This window comes from Jiangella sp. DSM 45060, from assembly GCF_900105175.1.
Taxonomy (GTDB): domain Bacteria; phylum Actinomycetota; class Actinomycetes; order Jiangellales; family Jiangellaceae; genus Jiangella.
In genome coordinates this window covers 4,590,078-4,606,061 of sequence record NZ_LT629771.1, presented here as the reverse complement: position 1 = coordinate 4,606,061, position 15,984 = coordinate 4,590,078, and the positions used below count along the sequence as shown (strand labels likewise).

Annotated in this window: 18 protein-coding genes and 1 pseudogene; 14 read left to right on the top strand and 5 right to left on the bottom strand. The window is 71.0% G+C overall.

The features are described 5' to 3' along the window. Positions 1-7: 7 nt before the first annotated feature. Together BLU82_RS20515 and BLU82_RS20510 are read right to left on the bottom strand one after the other, a co-directional pair. On the bottom strand, positions 8-1,405 hold the full coding sequence (locus BLU82_RS20515; RefSeq protein ID WP_197682355.1) for a ferric reductase-like transmembrane domain-containing protein: 1,398 nt from the start codon (positions 1,403-1,405) through the stop codon (positions 8-10). Continuing rightward, on the bottom strand, positions 1,402-2,031 hold the full coding sequence (locus tag BLU82_RS20510) for a methyltransferase (protein ID WP_197682354.1): 630 nt from the start codon (positions 2,029-2,031) through the stop codon (positions 1,402-1,404). Before BLU82_RS20510 ends, BLU82_RS20515 begins: the two co-directional genes overlap by 4 nt. A gap of 398 nt (positions 2,032-2,429) precedes the next feature. On the opposite strand from BLU82_RS20510, the gene BLU82_RS20500 reads away from it, so the two are divergent. Then, positions 2,430-3,392, top strand: coding sequence for a TIGR03557 family F420-dependent LLM class oxidoreductase (locus BLU82_RS20500; protein ID WP_092622941.1), 963 nt, complete (start codon positions 2,430-2,432; stop codon positions 3,390-3,392). A gap of 51 nt (positions 3,393-3,443) precedes the next feature. Here BLU82_RS20500 and BLU82_RS20495 read toward each other — a convergent pair whose 3' ends face one another. Next, complete coding sequence (locus BLU82_RS20495) at positions 3,444-3,644, bottom strand: hypothetical protein (protein ID WP_092622940.1); 201 nt, start codon at positions 3,642-3,644, stop codon at positions 3,444-3,446. Positions 3,645-3,862: 218 nt separating this feature from the next. Between BLU82_RS20495 and BLU82_RS20490 the strand changes: the two genes are divergently transcribed. Together BLU82_RS20490 and BLU82_RS20485 are read left to right on the top strand one after the other, a co-directional pair. Further along, positions 3,863-6,412 carry a LuxR C-terminal-related transcriptional regulator gene (locus tag BLU82_RS20490; protein WP_092622939.1) on the top strand — a complete coding sequence of 850 codons (2,550 nt, stop codon included), beginning with the start codon at positions 3,863-3,865 and terminating at the stop codon, positions 6,410-6,412. A gap of 190 nt (positions 6,413-6,602) precedes the next feature. Further along, positions 6,603-9,248, top strand: a complete 2,646-nt coding sequence (locus BLU82_RS20485) for a LuxR C-terminal-related transcriptional regulator (protein WP_172885659.1) — start codon at positions 6,603-6,605, stop codon at positions 9,246-9,248. 399 nt (positions 9,249-9,647) lie between these two features. On the opposite strand, the gene BLU82_RS20480 is transcribed toward BLU82_RS20485, so the two are convergent. Continuing rightward, complete coding sequence (locus BLU82_RS20480; protein ID WP_092622937.1) at positions 9,648-9,872, bottom strand: hypothetical protein; 225 nt, start codon at positions 9,870-9,872, stop codon at positions 9,648-9,650. Between the two features lie 226 nt (positions 9,873-10,098). Here BLU82_RS20480 and BLU82_RS34295 point away from each other — a divergent pair, with 226 nt between their 5' ends. The 11 genes and pseudogenes from BLU82_RS34295 to BLU82_RS20430 all read left to right on the top strand — a co-directional run bounded on the left by BLU82_RS34295 (position 10,099) and on the right by BLU82_RS20430 (position 15,153). After that, the gene (locus BLU82_RS34295) at positions 10,099-10,272 is read left to right on the top strand and encodes a hypothetical protein (RefSeq protein ID WP_157741154.1); all 174 of its coding nucleotides are present in this window, start codon (positions 10,099-10,101) and stop codon (positions 10,270-10,272) included. Between the two features lie 51 nt (positions 10,273-10,323). Then, positions 10,324-10,917: a hypothetical protein gene (locus BLU82_RS20475; protein ID WP_092622936.1), complete on the top strand. Its 594-nt coding sequence runs from the start codon at positions 10,324-10,326 to the stop codon at positions 10,915-10,917. 5 nt (positions 10,918-10,922) lie between these two features. Next, on the top strand, positions 10,923-11,957 hold the full coding sequence (locus tag BLU82_RS20470; RefSeq protein WP_092622935.1) for an SRPBCC family protein: 1,035 nt from the start codon (positions 10,923-10,925) through the stop codon (positions 11,955-11,957). Positions 11,958-11,964: 7 nt separating this feature from the next. Further along, positions 11,965-12,381, top strand: a complete 417-nt coding sequence (gene gvpJ, locus BLU82_RS20465; protein WP_092622934.1) for a gas vesicle protein GvpJ — start codon at positions 11,965-11,967, stop codon at positions 12,379-12,381. Continuing rightward, on the top strand, positions 12,378-13,172 hold the full coding sequence (locus BLU82_RS20460; RefSeq protein ID WP_092622933.1) for a GvpL/GvpF family gas vesicle protein: 795 nt from the start codon (positions 12,378-12,380) through the stop codon (positions 13,170-13,172). Before gvpJ ends, BLU82_RS20460 begins: the two co-directional genes overlap by 4 nt. Continuing rightward, on the top strand, positions 13,160-13,378 hold the full coding sequence (locus BLU82_RS20455; RefSeq protein ID WP_092622932.1) for a gas vesicle protein GvpG: 219 nt from the start codon (positions 13,160-13,162) through the stop codon (positions 13,376-13,378). The genes BLU82_RS20460 and BLU82_RS20455 overlap by 13 nt, the downstream gene beginning before the upstream one ends. Beyond that, positions 13,375-13,629 carry a gas vesicle protein gene (locus tag BLU82_RS20450; protein ID WP_092622931.1) on the top strand — a complete coding sequence of 85 codons (255 nt, stop codon included), beginning with the start codon at positions 13,375-13,377 and terminating at the stop codon, positions 13,627-13,629. The genes BLU82_RS20455 and BLU82_RS20450 overlap by 4 nt, the downstream gene beginning before the upstream one ends. 4 nt (positions 13,630-13,633) lie before the next feature. Continuing rightward, positions 13,634-13,906: pseudogene (locus BLU82_RS20445) on the top strand (gas vesicle protein); the annotation flags it as partial. Further along, entirely contained in the window at positions 13,902-14,684 is a 783-nt protein-coding gene (locus tag BLU82_RS20440) for a GvpL/GvpF family gas vesicle protein (protein WP_092622930.1), read from the top strand. The pseudogene BLU82_RS20445 and the gene BLU82_RS20440, both read left to right, overlap by 5 nt. Continuing rightward, on the top strand, positions 14,681-14,863 hold the full coding sequence (locus BLU82_RS20435) for a gas vesicle protein (protein ID WP_197682353.1): 183 nt from the start codon (positions 14,681-14,683) through the stop codon (positions 14,861-14,863). Before BLU82_RS20440 ends, BLU82_RS20435 begins: the two co-directional genes overlap by 4 nt. Continuing rightward, positions 14,860-15,153: a gas vesicle protein K gene (locus tag BLU82_RS20430; RefSeq protein WP_092622928.1), complete on the top strand. Its 294-nt coding sequence runs from the start codon at positions 14,860-14,862 to the stop codon at positions 15,151-15,153. Before BLU82_RS20435 ends, BLU82_RS20430 begins: the two co-directional genes overlap by 4 nt. A gap of 7 nt (positions 15,154-15,160) precedes the next feature. Here the strand turns inward: BLU82_RS20430 and BLU82_RS20425 are convergent, their stop codons facing one another. Further along, positions 15,161-15,763 carry a flavodoxin family protein gene (locus BLU82_RS20425; RefSeq protein ID WP_092622927.1) on the bottom strand — a complete coding sequence of 201 codons (603 nt, stop codon included), beginning with the start codon at positions 15,761-15,763 and terminating at the stop codon, positions 15,161-15,163. Between the last annotated feature and the right edge of the window lie 221 nt (positions 15,764-15,984).

The window sequence follows — 15,984 nt, the reverse complement described above, 5'->3', positions numbered from 1 at the left end:
GACTCCCTCAGGCGAAGCTGTAGCGCTCGGAGTGGTACTTCGACATCGGTACGCCCAGGTGGGCGAGCGCTGCCTCCATCGCGTCCATCATCGGCGGTGGCCCGCAGATGAAGTACTCGTGCTCGTCGTACGGCGGCGGGACGTGCCGCCGCAGGACGTCCGGGGTGATGAAGCCCTGTTCGCCGGTCCAGTCCGACGGCGGGTCGGTGAGCACGTAGACGGTGGTCAGGGCCAGCCGTCCGGCGAGTTCCTCGAGCTGCTCACGGAACGTGATCGACTCCTGGTCGGTGGCCCCGTAGAGCAGGACGACGGGCCAGTCGTCGTGTCGGTCGGCCAGTGTACGGATCATGCTCATCATCGGCGTGATGCCGACGCCACCGGCGATGAGCACGTGCATGTCCGCCGGGTTGCCGATCGTGAACGCACCATAGGGGCCGTCCAGGTAGACCCGCTTCCCGGCGGGGATGTCCCTGACGGTGCGTGAGAAGTCGCCCAGTCCGCGGATCGACATCTCGACCGATCCGTCGCGCGCCTCGGCGCTGCTGGAGAAGGAGAACGGGTGACCGGTGATGCCGAACGGATGGCCCCAGACCGTGAGCCAGCCGAACTGGCCGGGCTCGAAGCGGAAGCCGTCGTGCCCGGCGGGCCGCATCACGAGCGTCGTCGTGTCGCCGCGTTCGGGACGCACCTCGGTGATCGTGTACGGCTTGCGGAGCATGAACAGCGGTCTGACGACGCGCACATGGACCAGCAGACCGATCCAGAGCGCCGTCAGGGCGATCCAGAGCGCCCGCTTCCACGGATCGGTCAGGTAGAAACCCCAGCCCACCATGTGCAACAGACCGGTGACCACGGCGGTGACCGCAAGGACGACATGCAGGTGATGCCATGTCTCGTAGCGGATCCGCAGACGTGCCCGCCACAGTGAGGTCAGAAGCAGCACCAGCAGCGACACCACGGACAGCGCGGCGAAACGTGCGCGCCAGGGCGCATCGACGACGTTCAGTAGCTCGATCAGTTCCGGCCGGACGATGAACAGGATGACCGGATGGGCGATGACCAGGGCGACGGCGACCAAGGAGAGCTGCCGGTGCAGGTGATACAGCACGTCCTCGCCCCACGGCTCGGTCACCCACCGGAACCGGGCGGTGAGACCGAACTGCAGGCCCATCATGGCCAGCCCGGCATAGCCGATCGCGGCAGAGAACTCGGTCCAGAAATCTCGAGCCGGACCCACGGCCCCGGTGAGCAGCGCAAACAGCGGCGCCAGAACGAAGACCAGGTATCCGGCCACCCAGAACACGCCGCTCAACTGAAAGTGGCGCCGCATCGCTACATTGTCGCGCAGAAGATCCGAAGTGGCAGGCGAGATCACCACCGAGCCGAGGCGTTCCTCGGGGTTCATCGACATCGTCGCAGTAGCGCGAGCACGCCGCGTGGCCGGTACGACCGCAGCGCGAGCAGCCGCAGCGGCTGCGCGTCCTCCCCGGCCGTCACGGCTTGCTGAAGCGTCCCCAGTTGCACGACGGCCGATCCGCCCGGCGCGAGGTGCCGGCCGATCGCCGTCAGGCAGCGTCGCATCACCTCGAGACCGTCGGCGCCGCCGTCGATGGCGTGCACCGGATCGTCCGGATACCGGCCGACGGCGACCGTGGGCACCCATGGAGGGTCGGCGATGATCAGCGCGAACCGCTCGCCGGGCCGCAACGCGTCGTCGACGCGGGCTCGGCGCACCTCGACGCCGCCGCGCCGCGTGTGAACCGACCGTTCGGCGTTGACACCGGCGTAGCGGCAGGCCACGGGGTCGGCATCGACCTGCACCAGGTGGCGGTCGCTGCCGGCCACGGCCAGGAGCCCGATCTGACCGGCGCCGGCGCACAACTCCAGCACCGGACCGGGTGGCGCGTCGCGCATGAGGTCGGCCGCCCACCGGGCCTGGTGGACCGTCCACGGCCGCGGCCGCAACACCGTCGCGTCGAAGGTGATCGACAGCGATCCGAAGGCCATGTGCTCGACGCGCACTCCGTCCACGTCACACCGATACCCAGCGGGCCGGCGTCGACTCGGCCGGGCGGTGAGGTTGCCGGGTCAGAGCTGTGCGTGCTCGGCGTTGTCGCTGACAGAGCCGACGCCGCTCTCCTGTGCGCAGTTGGCGCAGCAGTACACCCGCTCGCCGGCTTGGATGCCGTGGCCGATGACTCTGCAGCCGCAATGAGCGCAGGTCGGTGCACAGCGGTGGATGGCGCACTCGAAGCTGTCGAAGACGAACTCGTCGCCGTCGCTGGTGCGCAGCGTGAAGGTGTGCTCGTGCGGACGGATGCTGTGGCCGGCGTCGGGTACCGGCCGCTCGTGAGCCGTGCGTCTCGAGGAGGGGACATGACCACCCACACTGTGCCCGACGTGACCCGACGACTGACGGCAGCCCGCACATGACGAGATTCGGTTACTTCCTGGCCAGCGAGGACTGGGGGCCGTCAGAGCTGATCCGGCAGGCGACCCGGGCGCAGGAGGCGGGCTTCGAGGCGCTGTGGATCTCCGATCACTTCCACCCCTGGACGGATCGGCAAGGGCAGAGTTCGTTCGTCTGGTCAGTGATCGGTGCGCTGTCGCGCGAGACGGATCTTCCGATCACCACCGCGGTCACCTGCCCGACCACGCGCATCCATCCGGTGATCATCGCGCAGGCGGCCGCCACCGCCTCGCTGCTGCTGGAGGGGAGGTTCGTCCTCGGCGTCGGCACCGGTGAAGCTCTGAACGAGCAGGTCACCGGCGCATCGTGGCCACTCGCCGCGACGCGACTGGCCATGCTCGAGGAGGCCGTCGAGGTCATGCGCGCGCTGTGGGAGGGCGAGGTGGTCACCCGCAGGGGCGAGCACTACCGGGTGGAACACGCCCGGCTGTACACGCGGCCGGAGACGCCGCCACCGGTCTACGTCTCGGCCTTCGCGCCGGGCGCCGCCGACCTGGCCGGACGCATCGGGGACGGGCTGATCTGCACCATGCCCGACGCCGAGCTGATCAGCACGTTCGAGGCGGCCGGGGGAGCGGGCAAGCCGGCCCAGGGTGGCGTGAAGGTGTGCTACGGAACCGACGCGGACGAGGCGGCACGGACGGCACACCACTTCTGGCCCAACGAGGAACTGCCAGGAGAGCTGGCCCAGGTGCTGCGGACACCGGAGCACATCATGCAGGCGTCGAGCATGGTGACCCCCGACCAGATCGCCGCTTCGCACGCCTGCGGACCCGACGCCGACCGCCACATCTCGGCGATCAGCGAGTACGTCGACGCCGGATACCAGGACGTGTTCGTCAATCAGATCGGGCCCGGCCAGGACGCCTTCTTCGACTTCTACGGCGCGGAGATCCTTCCGGCGCTGAGGGCCGGCCGCTGACGGGCGTGAGGTTCTGGCGATCGACCCCGGCACCTCAGACGTGGCTCACGATCAGTCGGGCAGCTGGCGCATCTCGACGACCGTGATGCCGAGGTCCTCGAACCGCGTCAGGAGCTCGCGGACGCGTGCGTCGTCCTCGACCGGGCCGTACAGCGAGGTGCCGCCGGCCCGGGCCCTGACCACGGTCAGCTCGGGGAACGCGGCCTCGACGGTCTCCGAGACGGTGCCGGCCACCAGGAACTCGTACCGCACGGCCCACCTCCCCGCAGCGAGTGCCGGTGTCGTCACCGTGCTCCAGGTTCGGTGGCTCTCCCTCACCCCTGGCGGGTGAAAGAGCTCTGGAAATGCGCCGGAATCGGTCGAGTTCCTGGTGGCGGCCCCACGCTGGACGGTTGTATGCGGGCAGAGCACAGGTCATTCCTGGTGGGAGGTGACCGAGCGTGACATCCGCAGACACGACAACCGCTCGAGTGGAACGACGCCGTCTGCTCGATCGCATCGCGGCCGACGTCGATGGGGGAGCGAACATCATCGCCCTGTCGGCGCCGCCCGGCGCCGGTAAGACCACGACGCTCGAGCAATGGCTCAGCCGGCGGCGCACCTCGGGCGACGTCGTGCTCGCCTTGCCCGCAGGCACGACGGGCGACCTCTGGCCCGGTCTGCTGGCCGCGATCCGGGCAGGCGCGCCGCCGGCGAGCAGCCGCGCGATCGCGACGGTCCTGAGCGACGTGGTGCATCTGCCGGCGAACGACACCGTGCCCGAGCGGCTGGCTTCGCCGCGCCCCTGGCCGGAGTCGATCTGGGTGCTGGTCGACGACGCCCAGGAGTTGTCGCAGGCGCAGACCCGCGAGCAGCTCGAGCGTCTGCTCGCCGCGGCCCAGCCGTCGCTGCGCGTCGCCGTAGGCGCCCGCTACACGCCGCACGGGCTGCTGTCGACGCGATTGCTGGAGGGCGCGGCGAAGGAGTACCGGCTCGCCGACCTGGTCTTCGATCGGGACGAGGCTGAGGCACTGCTGGCGGTCGAGAACGTCACGCTGTCCGACGACGACCTCGACGCGCTGCTGCGACGAACCGGCGGATGGGCGGCGGGCCTGCGCCTGGCCGCGCTGGCCATGGCCCATCACGATGATCGACCCGCGTTCGTCCGGAACTTCGCCGGTACGGACCGAACCGTGAGCGACTACCTCGTCGCGGAGGTGTTGTCCAGGCTGCCCTCCGACAGCATCGACGTCCTGCTCGACGTGTCGGTCGCCGCGCGCGTCAACCTCGACCTCGCCCGCCTGCTGACCGGACGGCCGGACGCCGGTCTGCTGCTGGAGCAGCTGGTCGAGAACAACGCACTGGTCGGCACCGTTCGCGACGAACCGGACTGGTATGAACTCCATCCACTCCTGCGCAGCTATCTCCGGGCCGAGTCGCGCCGGCGCGACGAGTCCCGGCACCGGCGCCGGCTCACCGTCGCGATCGACTGGTTCGAACGGGCCGGCGACGTTCGCAACGCCGTCCAGCACGCCGCAGCGGCGACGGACTGGCCACGCGTCGAGTCGGCCATCACGCGGTCGTGCTCGCGCATCGTCATGTCCGACGGCCCCCAGGCGATGAGCGACATCGTGCGCTCGCTACCGGCCTGGCTGCAGGCCCGTCCTTCGGTGACGGGCGTGGCGGCGCTGATCGCCGCGATCGATCAGCAACTGTCGGCCGCTGAACTCGACCTCGCCCTGCTGGACGCTTCCGGCGACGACGCGGCACGGCGCCTCGCGCTCCGCGCGATCATCGCGCTGGCGGCGGCCAGGAACCGCGCGATCAGCCGCGACGAGGTGGACGAGGCGCTCGCGGCGCTGGACCTGGTGGCAGGTGAGGACCCGGACGTCGCGCTCCTCGGGCGGTCGCTGGCCAGCATGGCACTGGCGATGACCGGTGACCTGGCCTCGGCCGACGACGCGGCCTGCGCGATCGCACAGATCAGCCGGAACAGAGGGCTGGACTTCCTGATGCTCCAGACACTCGGTGCGCAGTGCGCCGTCAGCGCGTTCAGGTCCGATCTCGCTACCGCCCGCGCACGAGCAACCGAGGCGATCGAGCTGGCCCACCGGCGTGGCTGGGGACGGCATCCCCGCCTGGCGCAGTTCCACGCCCAGCTGGCGTTCGCCGAATGGCAGAGCGGCCACGATTCCGTCGCCGCGGAGTGCGCACGGTCGGCGCTCGACGTCGCCGACGCGGACACCGATCCGCTCAGCGCCGCTGCCGCTCGCTGCCTCCACGACCTGACCGCCACGACGCCCGGCGCGGGGCTGGATCTCACCGTCGTCGGACACCTTCAGGCGTCCAGCGAGCTGTGGCCGCTGCTTCCGTCGCCAGGTGTCGCCGCCGATGCCTGCTTCCAGCTGATGGTCAGCCTCCGTTCGCATGAGCTGGATCTGGCCGGCGCGATCATCCGCCGGGCCGAGGAGGTCATCCCGGACACACCGGACGTGCAGGTGTTCAAGGCGATGAAGCGCGTCTACCAGGGACACGAGGGCGTAGCCCGGCAGGAACTCGATCTGGTCGTCGCCGACGAATGCCTGGCGCCATGGACGAGTGCGGTCGCCTGGGCGCTCACGGCGCATCTGGCCGATGCCGCCGGCGAACCGGCCCGCACACTCGACGCACTGCTCAACCTGCTGCGGCAGGCGGAGTCGAGCCACCTCATGCGCGGCGTGCTCGACGCCGCGCCCTCGATTCGTCAACTCCTCGTCCGCAACCGCGGGCGCTTCGGCCACTACGAGTCGTTCGCATCCGACGTCCTGGCCTGCGCCGACGCCCAGCAGCAGGACAAGGGCGGGACGGGCTTCGTGCTGACCGACAAGGAGCTCGAGATGTTGCGCGACCTCCCGTCGATGTTGTCGCTGCGCGAGATCGCCGACGCCCACGTCGTGAGCATCAACACGGTGAAGTCGCACTTGAAATCCGTGTACCGGAAACTCGGCGTCGGCTCGCGACGCGAAGCCGTCTACCTGGCCCGGGAGATCGGCCTGGTGTGACCGGCGCCCGCGCCGTGGCCCGCGGCGTTCCTTCGTGCGGTGGCCGGCCGCGGCGATCACCAGGGCCCGTACTTCGCCACATCGGCTGAGCGATCACGCTAGGCTCGGGATGTCCGCAGGTCATGAGGTTCGTCCTGGGTCGCACGGCTCCGCTGCCCCGACGCGAACCGACCGGGAGGGGCGGGATCGCATGGCGTACGAGCAGGCGGGTGCGCGAGCCTTCGTGACGCCCACCCGCCTGCGTGTGCCGCGCGTTCCCGAGGGTCTGGTCCAGCGGTCACGCTTGATCGAGACCGGTCTCGGCGCGCATCCGGTGTCGTTGGTGTGTGCCCCGGCCGGTTCCGGCAAGACCATGCTCGTCGCCGACTGGGCACGCTCTGCCCAGGAAGGCGGCCAACCCGTGGCGTGGCTGTCCATCGAGGACGGTGACGATCGCCCGTACGAGCTGTGGTCCGCGGTGATCGACGCCCTGATCGAGGCCTCGTCCGGAGCGGCGCGGCGTCGGCTGGACGGCCTGAGCCCACCGCGCCAAGGCGTCGAGCCGCAGTTCATCTCCGCGCTGAGCGACGCGCTCCACGCTGTGCGTCCGGTGCGATGGCTTGTGCTCGACGATCTCCAGCGCATCCGGAATGCCGACGTCACCGCAGGCCTGGACCTGTTCCTGGCCGAACTCCCGCCCGATGTCGGCATGGTCCTGGTCTGCCGATCCGTACCGGGCCTGAGCGTGCATCGCCTGCGACTCGACGGGGCGCTCCATGAGGTCGGTTCGGCCGACCTCGCCTTCACCGAGCCCGAGGCGGCGGCGATGTTCGCCGGGCTCGGCAGGCCGCTGGGCGAGGCGGACATCACCCGTCTGGTCGCGCGTACGGAGGGCTGGGCCGCAGGTCTGCGGCTCGCGGCGGTCTCGCTGGCCGCGGCGCCGGACACGGGCGCCTTCATCTCGGACTTCGAAGGGAACCAGGGCGCTGTCGGCGACTACCTGTTCGCGGAGATCGTGCAGCACCTGCCGGCGGATCAGTACGACTTCCTGCTCAGGACGTGCGCTCCGGAGCAGCTGTCCGTCGAACTGGCCGCCGAGCTGTCCGGACGGGTCGATGCCGGCAGACTGCTCGACCAGCTCTGCAGGGCGAACGCACTGGTCGTTCAATCCGGCGACACGTCCTGGTATCGCTACCACAGCCTCATGCGCGGCTACCTGATGGCGACACTGGCCCGAGAGGACGTCGACGCTCCACGCGCGCAGCACGCCGCGACCGCCCGGTGGTTCGTCGCACAGGACCAGCCGCTGGTCGCCCTCGAACACGCGGTGCGGGCCGGCGACGACCGCTACCTGACCGACCTGGTCCGTGCGCATGGGCTCCGGCTCATCCTGTCCGGCCACGCGCCAGTCGTGCGTGACGCGCTCGCGCGAGCCGCGCCGGCCGTTCGCAACGACACCGCCGTCGCCACCGTCGCCGTTCTCGCCGCGCTCGACCTGGCAGAGCTTCCGGCCGTCGACCGATGGTTCACTGTGCTGGACAAGCAGACGACACCCAGCGATCCCCTGCTGGCGGCCATGCAGGGTTCAGCCGTCGTGCAACGCGCGCTGCTGGGCGGCGATGTCGCCGGCGCGCTGCGCGAGACGGGACTCACCGACCGGGAGCGCACCGGCGACGCCGACGTCGACCTGATCATGTTGGTCCACCGTGCTCCCGCTCGGATGCGCGGCGGCGACTACGCCGGTGCGATCGCCGATCTCGAAAAGGCGCTGGCGCTGGCACGAGCCGGGCGGTACGACCCCTTCGTTCTCTCCGCGCTGTCGCAGTTGTCCGGCATCAACGGGGCCGCATGCGACTTCCCGGCGACGATGTCCTGGACGCGGCAGGCGATCGAGTTCGCGACGTCGCGCGGCTGGGCGGACTCGCCCCGGCTCGCCTACGCCTACCTACTCGCCGCATGGACGGCGTTCCAGACCGGCGACGACCGCGCTCAGGCCGACTACGCGGACAAGGCCATGCACTGCCTCGACGGCCGGGGCAACGTCGAGGTCGAGGTCGGCGTGCGCAGCATGTACGCCCTCGCCACCTTCGAGGCCACGACCGGTCCCGCACGCCACCGCGCGGTGGCGGACTTCCGGGCCATCTGGCAGGGACGGCACATCGACGAGGTGTCGCCGGCACTGATGGGCTATGCGACACCCCAGGAGATCCGGCTCGCCCTGGCGGTGGGCGAGCCCGCGTGGGCGGTCGACGCCGTCGAGAGGGCGACCCGGCACCTCCCCGACAGCGCGGAGTCGCTCACGATGCGGGCACAGTTGTCATACGCGCGGGGCCGCATCAGTGAGGCGCACCATGCTCTCGCACCGGTCGTCCGCGGCGAGGTCGCCGTGCACGTGGCGACAACGGTGGTCGTGGCCAACGTGCTGACGGCCGTCATCGACGCCGCACAAGGCAACGACGCGCTGTCGTTCGAAGCCCTGCGACGGGCTCTCGACTGGGCAGCGCCACGGAACTTCCGCCGGCCGTTCATCGAAGCCTGGGGCGATGTCGGGCCGCTCCTGGTCGAGCACCAGGGGCGTTTCGGACATGCGGACTCGTTCGCCGCCGACCTGCGCGACCAGCTGCCACAGAGGACCTGCCGAGCCGTCGACGCCTCGTCGCCCAGCCGGACGCTCAGTCCCCGCGAACTCGAGTTGCTGCGGGATCTGCCCTCTCCGCTCTCCGTGCGGGAGATCGCGGAAGCGCGCGGAGTCAGCATCAACACGACCAAGACACATCTCAGCGCCGTGTACCGCAAGCTCGGGGTCACGGGGCGGTTCGCCGCCATCCGGGTGGCACGCTCTCGCGGACTGCTCTGACCACTCGCCGCCGAGCGGAGGGGCACGGCCGGCGCACGATAGAGGCCGCCTATCGCGCTCGGACATGCGCTGAGCTCGGGGAAGACACTCAAGGAGTAGGTGTCGAGAGGAAAGTGGCGTGCCATGAGCCCCCGAGCAGAAGTCCTTCCTGTCGACGATCTGACGGTCGTCCAGGAGTCCGTGAGGTCATACATCGTGCCGGCCGGCGCCCTCGTCGCCCGCTCGCCGTACGCCGCTCCGGCCGGACGAGCGCCATTTCGCGCGTGCCGCGGACAAGTTGTCGGCGCACGTCCGAGGTGGCCGATAGGCGCGACCGCCTGGGCTACCCGCGGGTCGTGCCGCCCGGCGGCGGGCCGGTGACCCGGACGTGGTCCAGGGCAACCGGGTGGGCTCGCGTGGCTAGCTCTTGCGGGCGGCCGCCTTCCCGCCCTTGCGGCCCGCCTTCTTCTTCTGCGCGGTGGTGCCGCCCTGCGAGCTGTCGCCGCCGGAGCCGCTCTGTTTCCCGCCGCGCTTCGACGCGCCGGGGGAGTTGGCGATGCGTGCCGCCCGCTCCTTCGACATGCCCTTGTCCTTCAGGGCTTCGTACTGCTTCTCGTTCTTGACGTTCGCCGACTTGCTGGGCATGGCGACCTCCCGTGGTCGATCCGGTCGATGCGCGTTGCCCGCCCGGGTACCCCGTCGCCGCCCATCGCATGCGCCGCTGAGATGTCCGCCCGGAAGGTCCGTATCGACCCGTTTGCCGCAGTCGTGGGGTGGTAATCGCCCAGCGTCGAGACATTCGATCGGCTCTGGAGGGCATATGCCGACGCGGAATCAGGAAGCGGTCCGGAAGGCGGTTCTCGCTGCGCTGATGCGCAAGGTCGGGGCGGACCAGTACCCCTCGCCGACGATGCTCGACCACATCGAGGCGCTGCTCACGGACGACGACATCGCCGAATACGCGGAGCTGCTGATGGAGCGGGTCGAGGAGGACCTGTACCCGAGCATCCCGATGCTCCAGCGGCTGCTGCGGCTGGCCGCCTGACTGGCGGCGAACGCCGGCGAAGACACGAACCCACACCCGAAGGAGGGTGCGATGAACACGGCTACCCGGGTCGCCTTAGCGGCGGCCACTGGCTACATTCTCGGCCGCAGGAAGCGGCTGAAGCTGGCGATCGCGGTCGGCAGCATGCTGGCCGGCAAGCGACTGGCCACCGATCCACGCGGCATGCTGCGCCAGGCCGGCGAGCTCGTCGAGAGCCGCCCCGAGCTGGCGCAGCTCACCGACCAGGTCCGCACGACGCTGTACACCGCCGCCCGCGGCGCCGCCGTCGGCGTGGTGGGTCAGCGCATCGACCAGCTCAGCGACTCCATCCGAGACCGATCCGATCGGCTGACCGGCGCGGTCACCGAGCGGACCCCGATCAGCGGCGGCCGCGACTCCGACGAGGCCGAGGACGTCGAGGACGTCGAGGAGGAGCCGGCCAAGGAAGAGCCCGCCGAAGAGGAAGCGGCCGAGGAAGAGCCCGCCGAGGAGAAGCGGCCGCGCAAGCGCGCCGCCAAGAAGGCGCCGGCCAAGCGCTCGGCGTCGTCGCGCAAGGAGTCGTCGCGCAAGGAGAAGCCGGCCCGTAAGCGGGCGGCGAAGAAGACCGCGTCGTCCGGCCGTTCGCGCGCCGGCTCGGGGAGGTGACCCGCATGGCACGCACCGACACCGAGACCGATGCCCGCCCGGAGCAGAGCCTGCGCGGCGTGCTCGACGAGTTGCCGCTGGACCGGCTCAAGGACGAGGCGAAGAACGGGCTCACGTCGCTCGGCGAGTGGGCGATGAAGTCCGCCGGTGAGCGTATCGGCAAGGCCACCGACAAACTCGACGACATCGCCGGCGGCGGCCCGATCGGCGGCGCCGCTGTCGCGGGTGCCGCGAAGGACGGGCTGACCGGCGCGGTCAAGGGTGCCGTCGGCGGCGTCAAGGACAAGGTCGCGGGCGCCTTCTCCCGCGGCGGCTCGAACGGGGGCACCAAGGGTGACAAGGCGACCCGCTCGACGAACATCGTCGAGGAGATCGACATCGGCGCCCCGGTCCGCGTCGTCTACGACCAGTGGACGCAGTTCCAGGACTTCGCCGGCTTCATGAAGAAGGTCGAGAGCGTCGAGCAGAAGTCCGACGAGAAGCTGGATTTCAAGGCGCAGGTGTTCTGGTCGCACCGCACGTGGTCGGCGACCATCCTCGAGCAGGTGCCGGACGAGTTGATCGTCTGGCGCTCGGCGGGGGAGAAGGGCCACGTCGACGGCGCCGTGACGTTCCACGAACTGGCGCCGCGGCTGACCAGGGTGGTCGTCGTGCTCGAGTACTACCCCCAGGGGCTGGTCGAGCGCACCGGCAACCTCTGGCGGGCGCCTGGCCGCCGGGCCCGGCTGGAGCTCAAGCACTTCCGCCGCCACGTCATGGTGCACCTCCTGCGCGACCCCGACCAGGTCGAGGGCTGGCGCGGCGAGATCCACGAGGGCGAGGTCGAGGAGACCGACGAGGAGGCGCGCGAGCGCGAGGCCGAGGAGGACGAGGCCTACGACGACGAGTACGCGGAGGACGAGGAGGACCTCGGCGACGAGGAGGAGCTCGGCGACGAGGAGGAGCTCGGCGACGAGGAGGAGCTCGAGGAGGAGCCGGAGGAGGACGAGGAGCCGGAAGAGGACGAGGAGCTGGAAGAGGACGAGGAGACCGAGAGGTGATCACGACATGACGATGGTCAACCAGCGACGTTCCGGTGGCGGCCAGCTGCAGCGGCCATCGCCCAGCGGCCTCGCCGACGTCATCGACATCATTCTCGACAAGGGACTCGTGATCGACGCGTACGTGCGCGTCTCGCTGGTCGGCATCGAACTGCTGACCATCGACGCCCGCATCGTCATCGCCAGCGTCGACACCTATCTGCGCTTCGCCGAGGCCACCAACCGGCTCGACCTGTACGAGCACGGCGGCAAGGACCTCACCGAGCTGATGGGCGACGGCGTGCACGAGGCCGCCAAGGGCAAGACGTCCGGCGCCATCGAGGGCATCAAGGACGCCATCACGGGCGACGACGACGAGGACGAGGAGCGGCGGCGGCCGGCCAAGAAGGCCACCGCTCGCCGCCGGAGGAGTCAGAACGCATGAGGACGACGCAGGTAGCACCGACGATGGAGGGCCACACGGCCGTGCCGACGGCGCACTACGTGTACGCCGTCGTGCCGGTCGGCGCGCCCGTGCCGGACGAGCTCACCGGCATCGACGACGGCGGCGTCGAGCTGGTCGCCCACGGCCCGGTGGCCGCCGCGACCGGGAAGATCGCCACCGGCCGCGTATTCGGGCGGCGCGACGACCTGCTCGCGCACAGCCGCGTGACGGACACGCTGGCGCTGGGCTGCGCGGTGATCCCGGTGCGGTTCGGTTCCGTGGTGTCCGACACGGACGCCATCGTGGCCGAGTTGCTGGCGCCGAACGCGGACTACTTCGCAGCGGTCCTCGACGAGCTGGCGGGTTGCCGCCAGTTCATCGTCCGGGCCCGCTACGACGAGGAGGCCGTGCTGGCCGAGATCGTCGCGGAGTACGCGGACATCGCCGCGCTGCGCGAGCGCACCCGCGACCAGAGCGTCGAGGCGAGCTGGACCGAGCGGATCCGGCTGGGCGAGTTGGTCGCGCGGGCACTGGAGCTCAAGCGCGACGCCGACAGCGCGGCGCTGCTCGACCTGCTCGCCCCGGCCGCCGCCGACTGGAACGTCCGTTCCGCGGGCGAGATCGACTACCTCGCCGACATCGCGTTCCTGGTCGCCGACGAGCGGCGCGACGCCTTCGAACGGGCCGTGGAACAGGCGGCGAGCGACCTCACCGGGCGGGGCCGGATCCGGCTGGTCGGGCCGACGGCACCGTACGACTTCGTACCGGGTGACGACCCATGGGTGTCCTGACCGTACTGGTCACCTGGCCGCTGGCGTCCGTGCGGGGGGCGGTCGCGGCGGCCCGGCTGGTCGCTGACGAGGCCGAGCGGCAGTACCGCGACCCCGTCGCCGTCCGCCAGGCCCTGGAGCAGGTGGAGCAGGCCCGCGCCGCCGGGCTGCTCTCGGAGGAGGAGGCCGCGGCGATGGAGGACGAGCTGATCGGGCGGTTGCTGTGAAGGCGACGGAAGCGGCCGAGCGGGCGGTCGAGCAACTGGCCACGCTCAGCGGGCGGACGGCCGAGGCCGTCACCGGCATCCACCGGACCGACGACGGCTGGCGGGTGCGGGTCGAGGTGCTCGAGCTGGAGCGGATCCCGCGCTCCACCGACCTGCTGGCCGAGTACGCCGTCGACCTCGATGAGGACGGCGACCTCACCGGTTACCGGCGCGTGCGGCGCTACACCCGCGGCGCGTCGAGAGAGGACTGAACTCATGACGCAGGCCCGAGAACGCGCCCCGCTGACCCGGCCGTACGGGTCGGCGCTGGCCGCGCCGCCGCAGCCGGCGAACCTCGCCGACGTCCTGGAACGGGTGCTGGACAAGGGGATCGTGATCGCCGGTGACATCCGGGTGAACCTGCTCGACATCGAGCTGCTGACGATCCGGATCAGGCTCCTGGTGGCGTCGGTCGACAAGGCCCAGGAGATGGGCATCGACTGGTGGCGTCGCGACCCGATGCTGTCCAGCGGCGAGGAGCGCGATGAGTGAGACCGCCTGCTACCTGTACGCGATCGCGGCGCCGGTCGGTGACGACGTCGTCGGCGGGTTGCGCGGGGTGGCGGACGAACCGGTGCGCCTCGTGCGCCACCGCGACCTCGCGGCCGTCGTCGGCACCGTCGACGTCGGACCGGACGGTGCGTTCGGCGAGGAGCGGCTGGCCCGCAACCTCGCCGACCTCGCCTGGCTGGAGACGGCGGCGCGGGCGCACCACGCCGTCGTGGCCGGGGTCGCCGGCGCGGCGCCGGTGGCGCCGCTGCGGCTGGGCACCATCGTCGATGACGACGACGCCGTCCGCGGCCGGCTGGATCGCTGGCACGACGGCTTCCGGAGTGCGCTGGAGGAGGTCGCCGGGCGGGCCGAGTGGAGCGTCAAGGTGTACGCGCCGCAGCCGGTGGAGCCGCGTCCCGACGCGGAGCCGGCGCCGGGCGCGCCGGGCGCCGGCGCGGCCTACCTGACCCGCCGGAAAGCGGCCGCCTCCGCCCGCGGCGACGCGTTCGCCCATGCGACGGCGGTGGCCGGCCAGGTGCACGAGGAGCTGGCCCGGCAGGCCGCCGACGCCCGCCGGCTCGCTGCCCAGGACCAGCGGCTGACCGGTCACGACACCCCGATGTGCCTGAACGGCGCCTACCTCGTGCCGTTCGATGGTGCGGACGCCTTCGCCGCCACGGTGGAGGCGTTGCGTGACCGGCACCCGGACTGCCGGTTCGAGCTGGCCGGACCCTGGCCAGCGTACTCGTTCGTCACGGTGGAGGAGGAGTCGTGACGCTCGCCCCGGCGCCGCCCGACGGCGCGCGGATCGCCCTGGTCGACCTGCTCGACCGGCTGCTCGGCACCGGCGTCGTGCTCTCCGGCGACATCGTCATCTCCCTCGCCGGCGTCGACCTGGTGGAGGTCCGGCTGCACGCGCTGATCCGCTCGATCCGGGCGGAGGAGCGGCGATGACCCGGCCGCCCGCCGTCCTGCCGGAACGCATCGACGCCGACGCGGACTCCGTCGAGCGGGACCTGTTCAAGCTCGTCCTGACGGTCGTCGAGCTGATCCGGCAGCTGATGGAGCGGCAGGCGCTGCGCCGCGTCGACGAGGGCGACCTCGACGACGATCAGGTGGAGGCGCTGGGCCAGGCCCTGCTGCGGCTGGACGAGGCGATGGCCGAGCTGCGCGGCCGGTACGGGCTGACCGTCCGCGACCTCGACCTCGACCTCGGCCCGCTCGGCACCTTGCTGGGAGACTGAGCCCGTGTCAGGCCGGCGACGGCAGCGGCGACGCGGCCAGCGCCGAGGCGGTCGCAACCAGGTTGGCCGCCATGGTGCGGCCGGTGGTGTGCGCCCAGTCGTGGCCCTTGGTCTCGTCCAGATAGTCGGGGCCGGGGCCGGGCCCGAGGTGCCAGTAGGTCCACGCCTGCGCCGGGATGGTGAACCCGATGTCCATCATCGCCCCGCACAGCTCGGAGATGACGTGGTGCGCGCCGTCCTCGTTGCCGGTGACGACGACGCCGGCGACCTTGTCGAACGCGACCGGCCGGCCGTCGTCAGCGGTCTCGGAGATCATCGCGTCCATCCGCTCCACCGCTCGCTGCGCCAGCGACGACGGCCGCCCCACCCACGTCGGGCTGGCGACGACCAGGATTTCGGCGGCGAGGATCGCGTCGTGGACCCGCGGCCAGTCATCGCCGTCGCCGAGATCGGTCTGGACGCCGGGCGGGACCTTCAGGTCGGCCAGCCGGAACGCGGTGACCTCGACGCCGTCCTCACCCAGGAATCCGGCAACGACGTCGGCCAGCGCGCCGGTGTTGGACGGTTGCGGCGACGGCTTGAGCGTGCAGTTCAGGACCACGGCCTTCACGGTTGCTCCCTTCCGGTGGACGGACCCGTACCCCGAGCGGCTGCGGCATACGCGGGGCCGGAGCCGCCGCGTTCGACGGCGGTGGTCCGTACTGGGCGGCGTCATCCTCGACGGGCCCGGGTTCGGCGCCGGCCGAGCCGCGCTGGTCGCCATCGATGCAGGTGAAAGCCCATGTATGCAGGGTGGGAGGCGACCGGGCAGAGGCCCGATCCCGGCACCGG

Coding starts and splice junctions, on each gene's coding strand:
- BLU82_RS20515 (WP_197682355.1), bottom strand. CDS start 1,405: ATGAACCCCGAGGAACGCCTCGGCTCGGTGGTGATCTCGCCTGCCACT.
- BLU82_RS20500 (WP_092622941.1), top strand. CDS start 2,430: ATGACGAGATTCGGTTACTTCCTGGCCAGCGAGGACTGGGGGCCGTCA.
- BLU82_RS20485 (WP_172885659.1), top strand. CDS start 6,603: ATGGCGTACGAGCAGGCGGGTGCGCGAGCCTTCGTGACGCCCACCCGC.
- BLU82_RS20480 (WP_092622937.1), bottom strand. CDS start 9,872: ATGCCCAGCAAGTCGGCGAACGTCAAGAACGAGAAGCAGTACGAAGCC.
- BLU82_RS34295 (WP_157741154.1), top strand. CDS start 10,099: ATGCGCAAGGTCGGGGCGGACCAGTACCCCTCGCCGACGATGCTCGAC.
- BLU82_RS20475 (WP_092622936.1), top strand. CDS start 10,324: ATGAACACGGCTACCCGGGTCGCCTTAGCGGCGGCCACTGGCTACATT.
- BLU82_RS20470 (WP_092622935.1), top strand. CDS start 10,923: ATGGCACGCACCGACACCGAGACCGATGCCCGCCCGGAGCAGAGCCTG.
- gvpJ (WP_092622934.1), top strand. CDS start 11,965: ATGACGATGGTCAACCAGCGACGTTCCGGTGGCGGCCAGCTGCAGCGG.
- BLU82_RS20460 (WP_092622933.1), top strand. CDS start 12,378: ATGAGGACGACGCAGGTAGCACCGACGATGGAGGGCCACACGGCCGTG.
- BLU82_RS20455 (WP_092622932.1), top strand. CDS start 13,160: ATGGGTGTCCTGACCGTACTGGTCACCTGGCCGCTGGCGTCCGTGCGG.
- BLU82_RS20440 (WP_092622930.1), top strand. CDS start 13,902: ATGAGTGAGACCGCCTGCTACCTGTACGCGATCGCGGCGCCGGTCGGT.
- BLU82_RS20430 (WP_092622928.1), top strand. CDS start 14,860: ATGACCCGGCCGCCCGCCGTCCTGCCGGAACGCATCGACGCCGACGCG.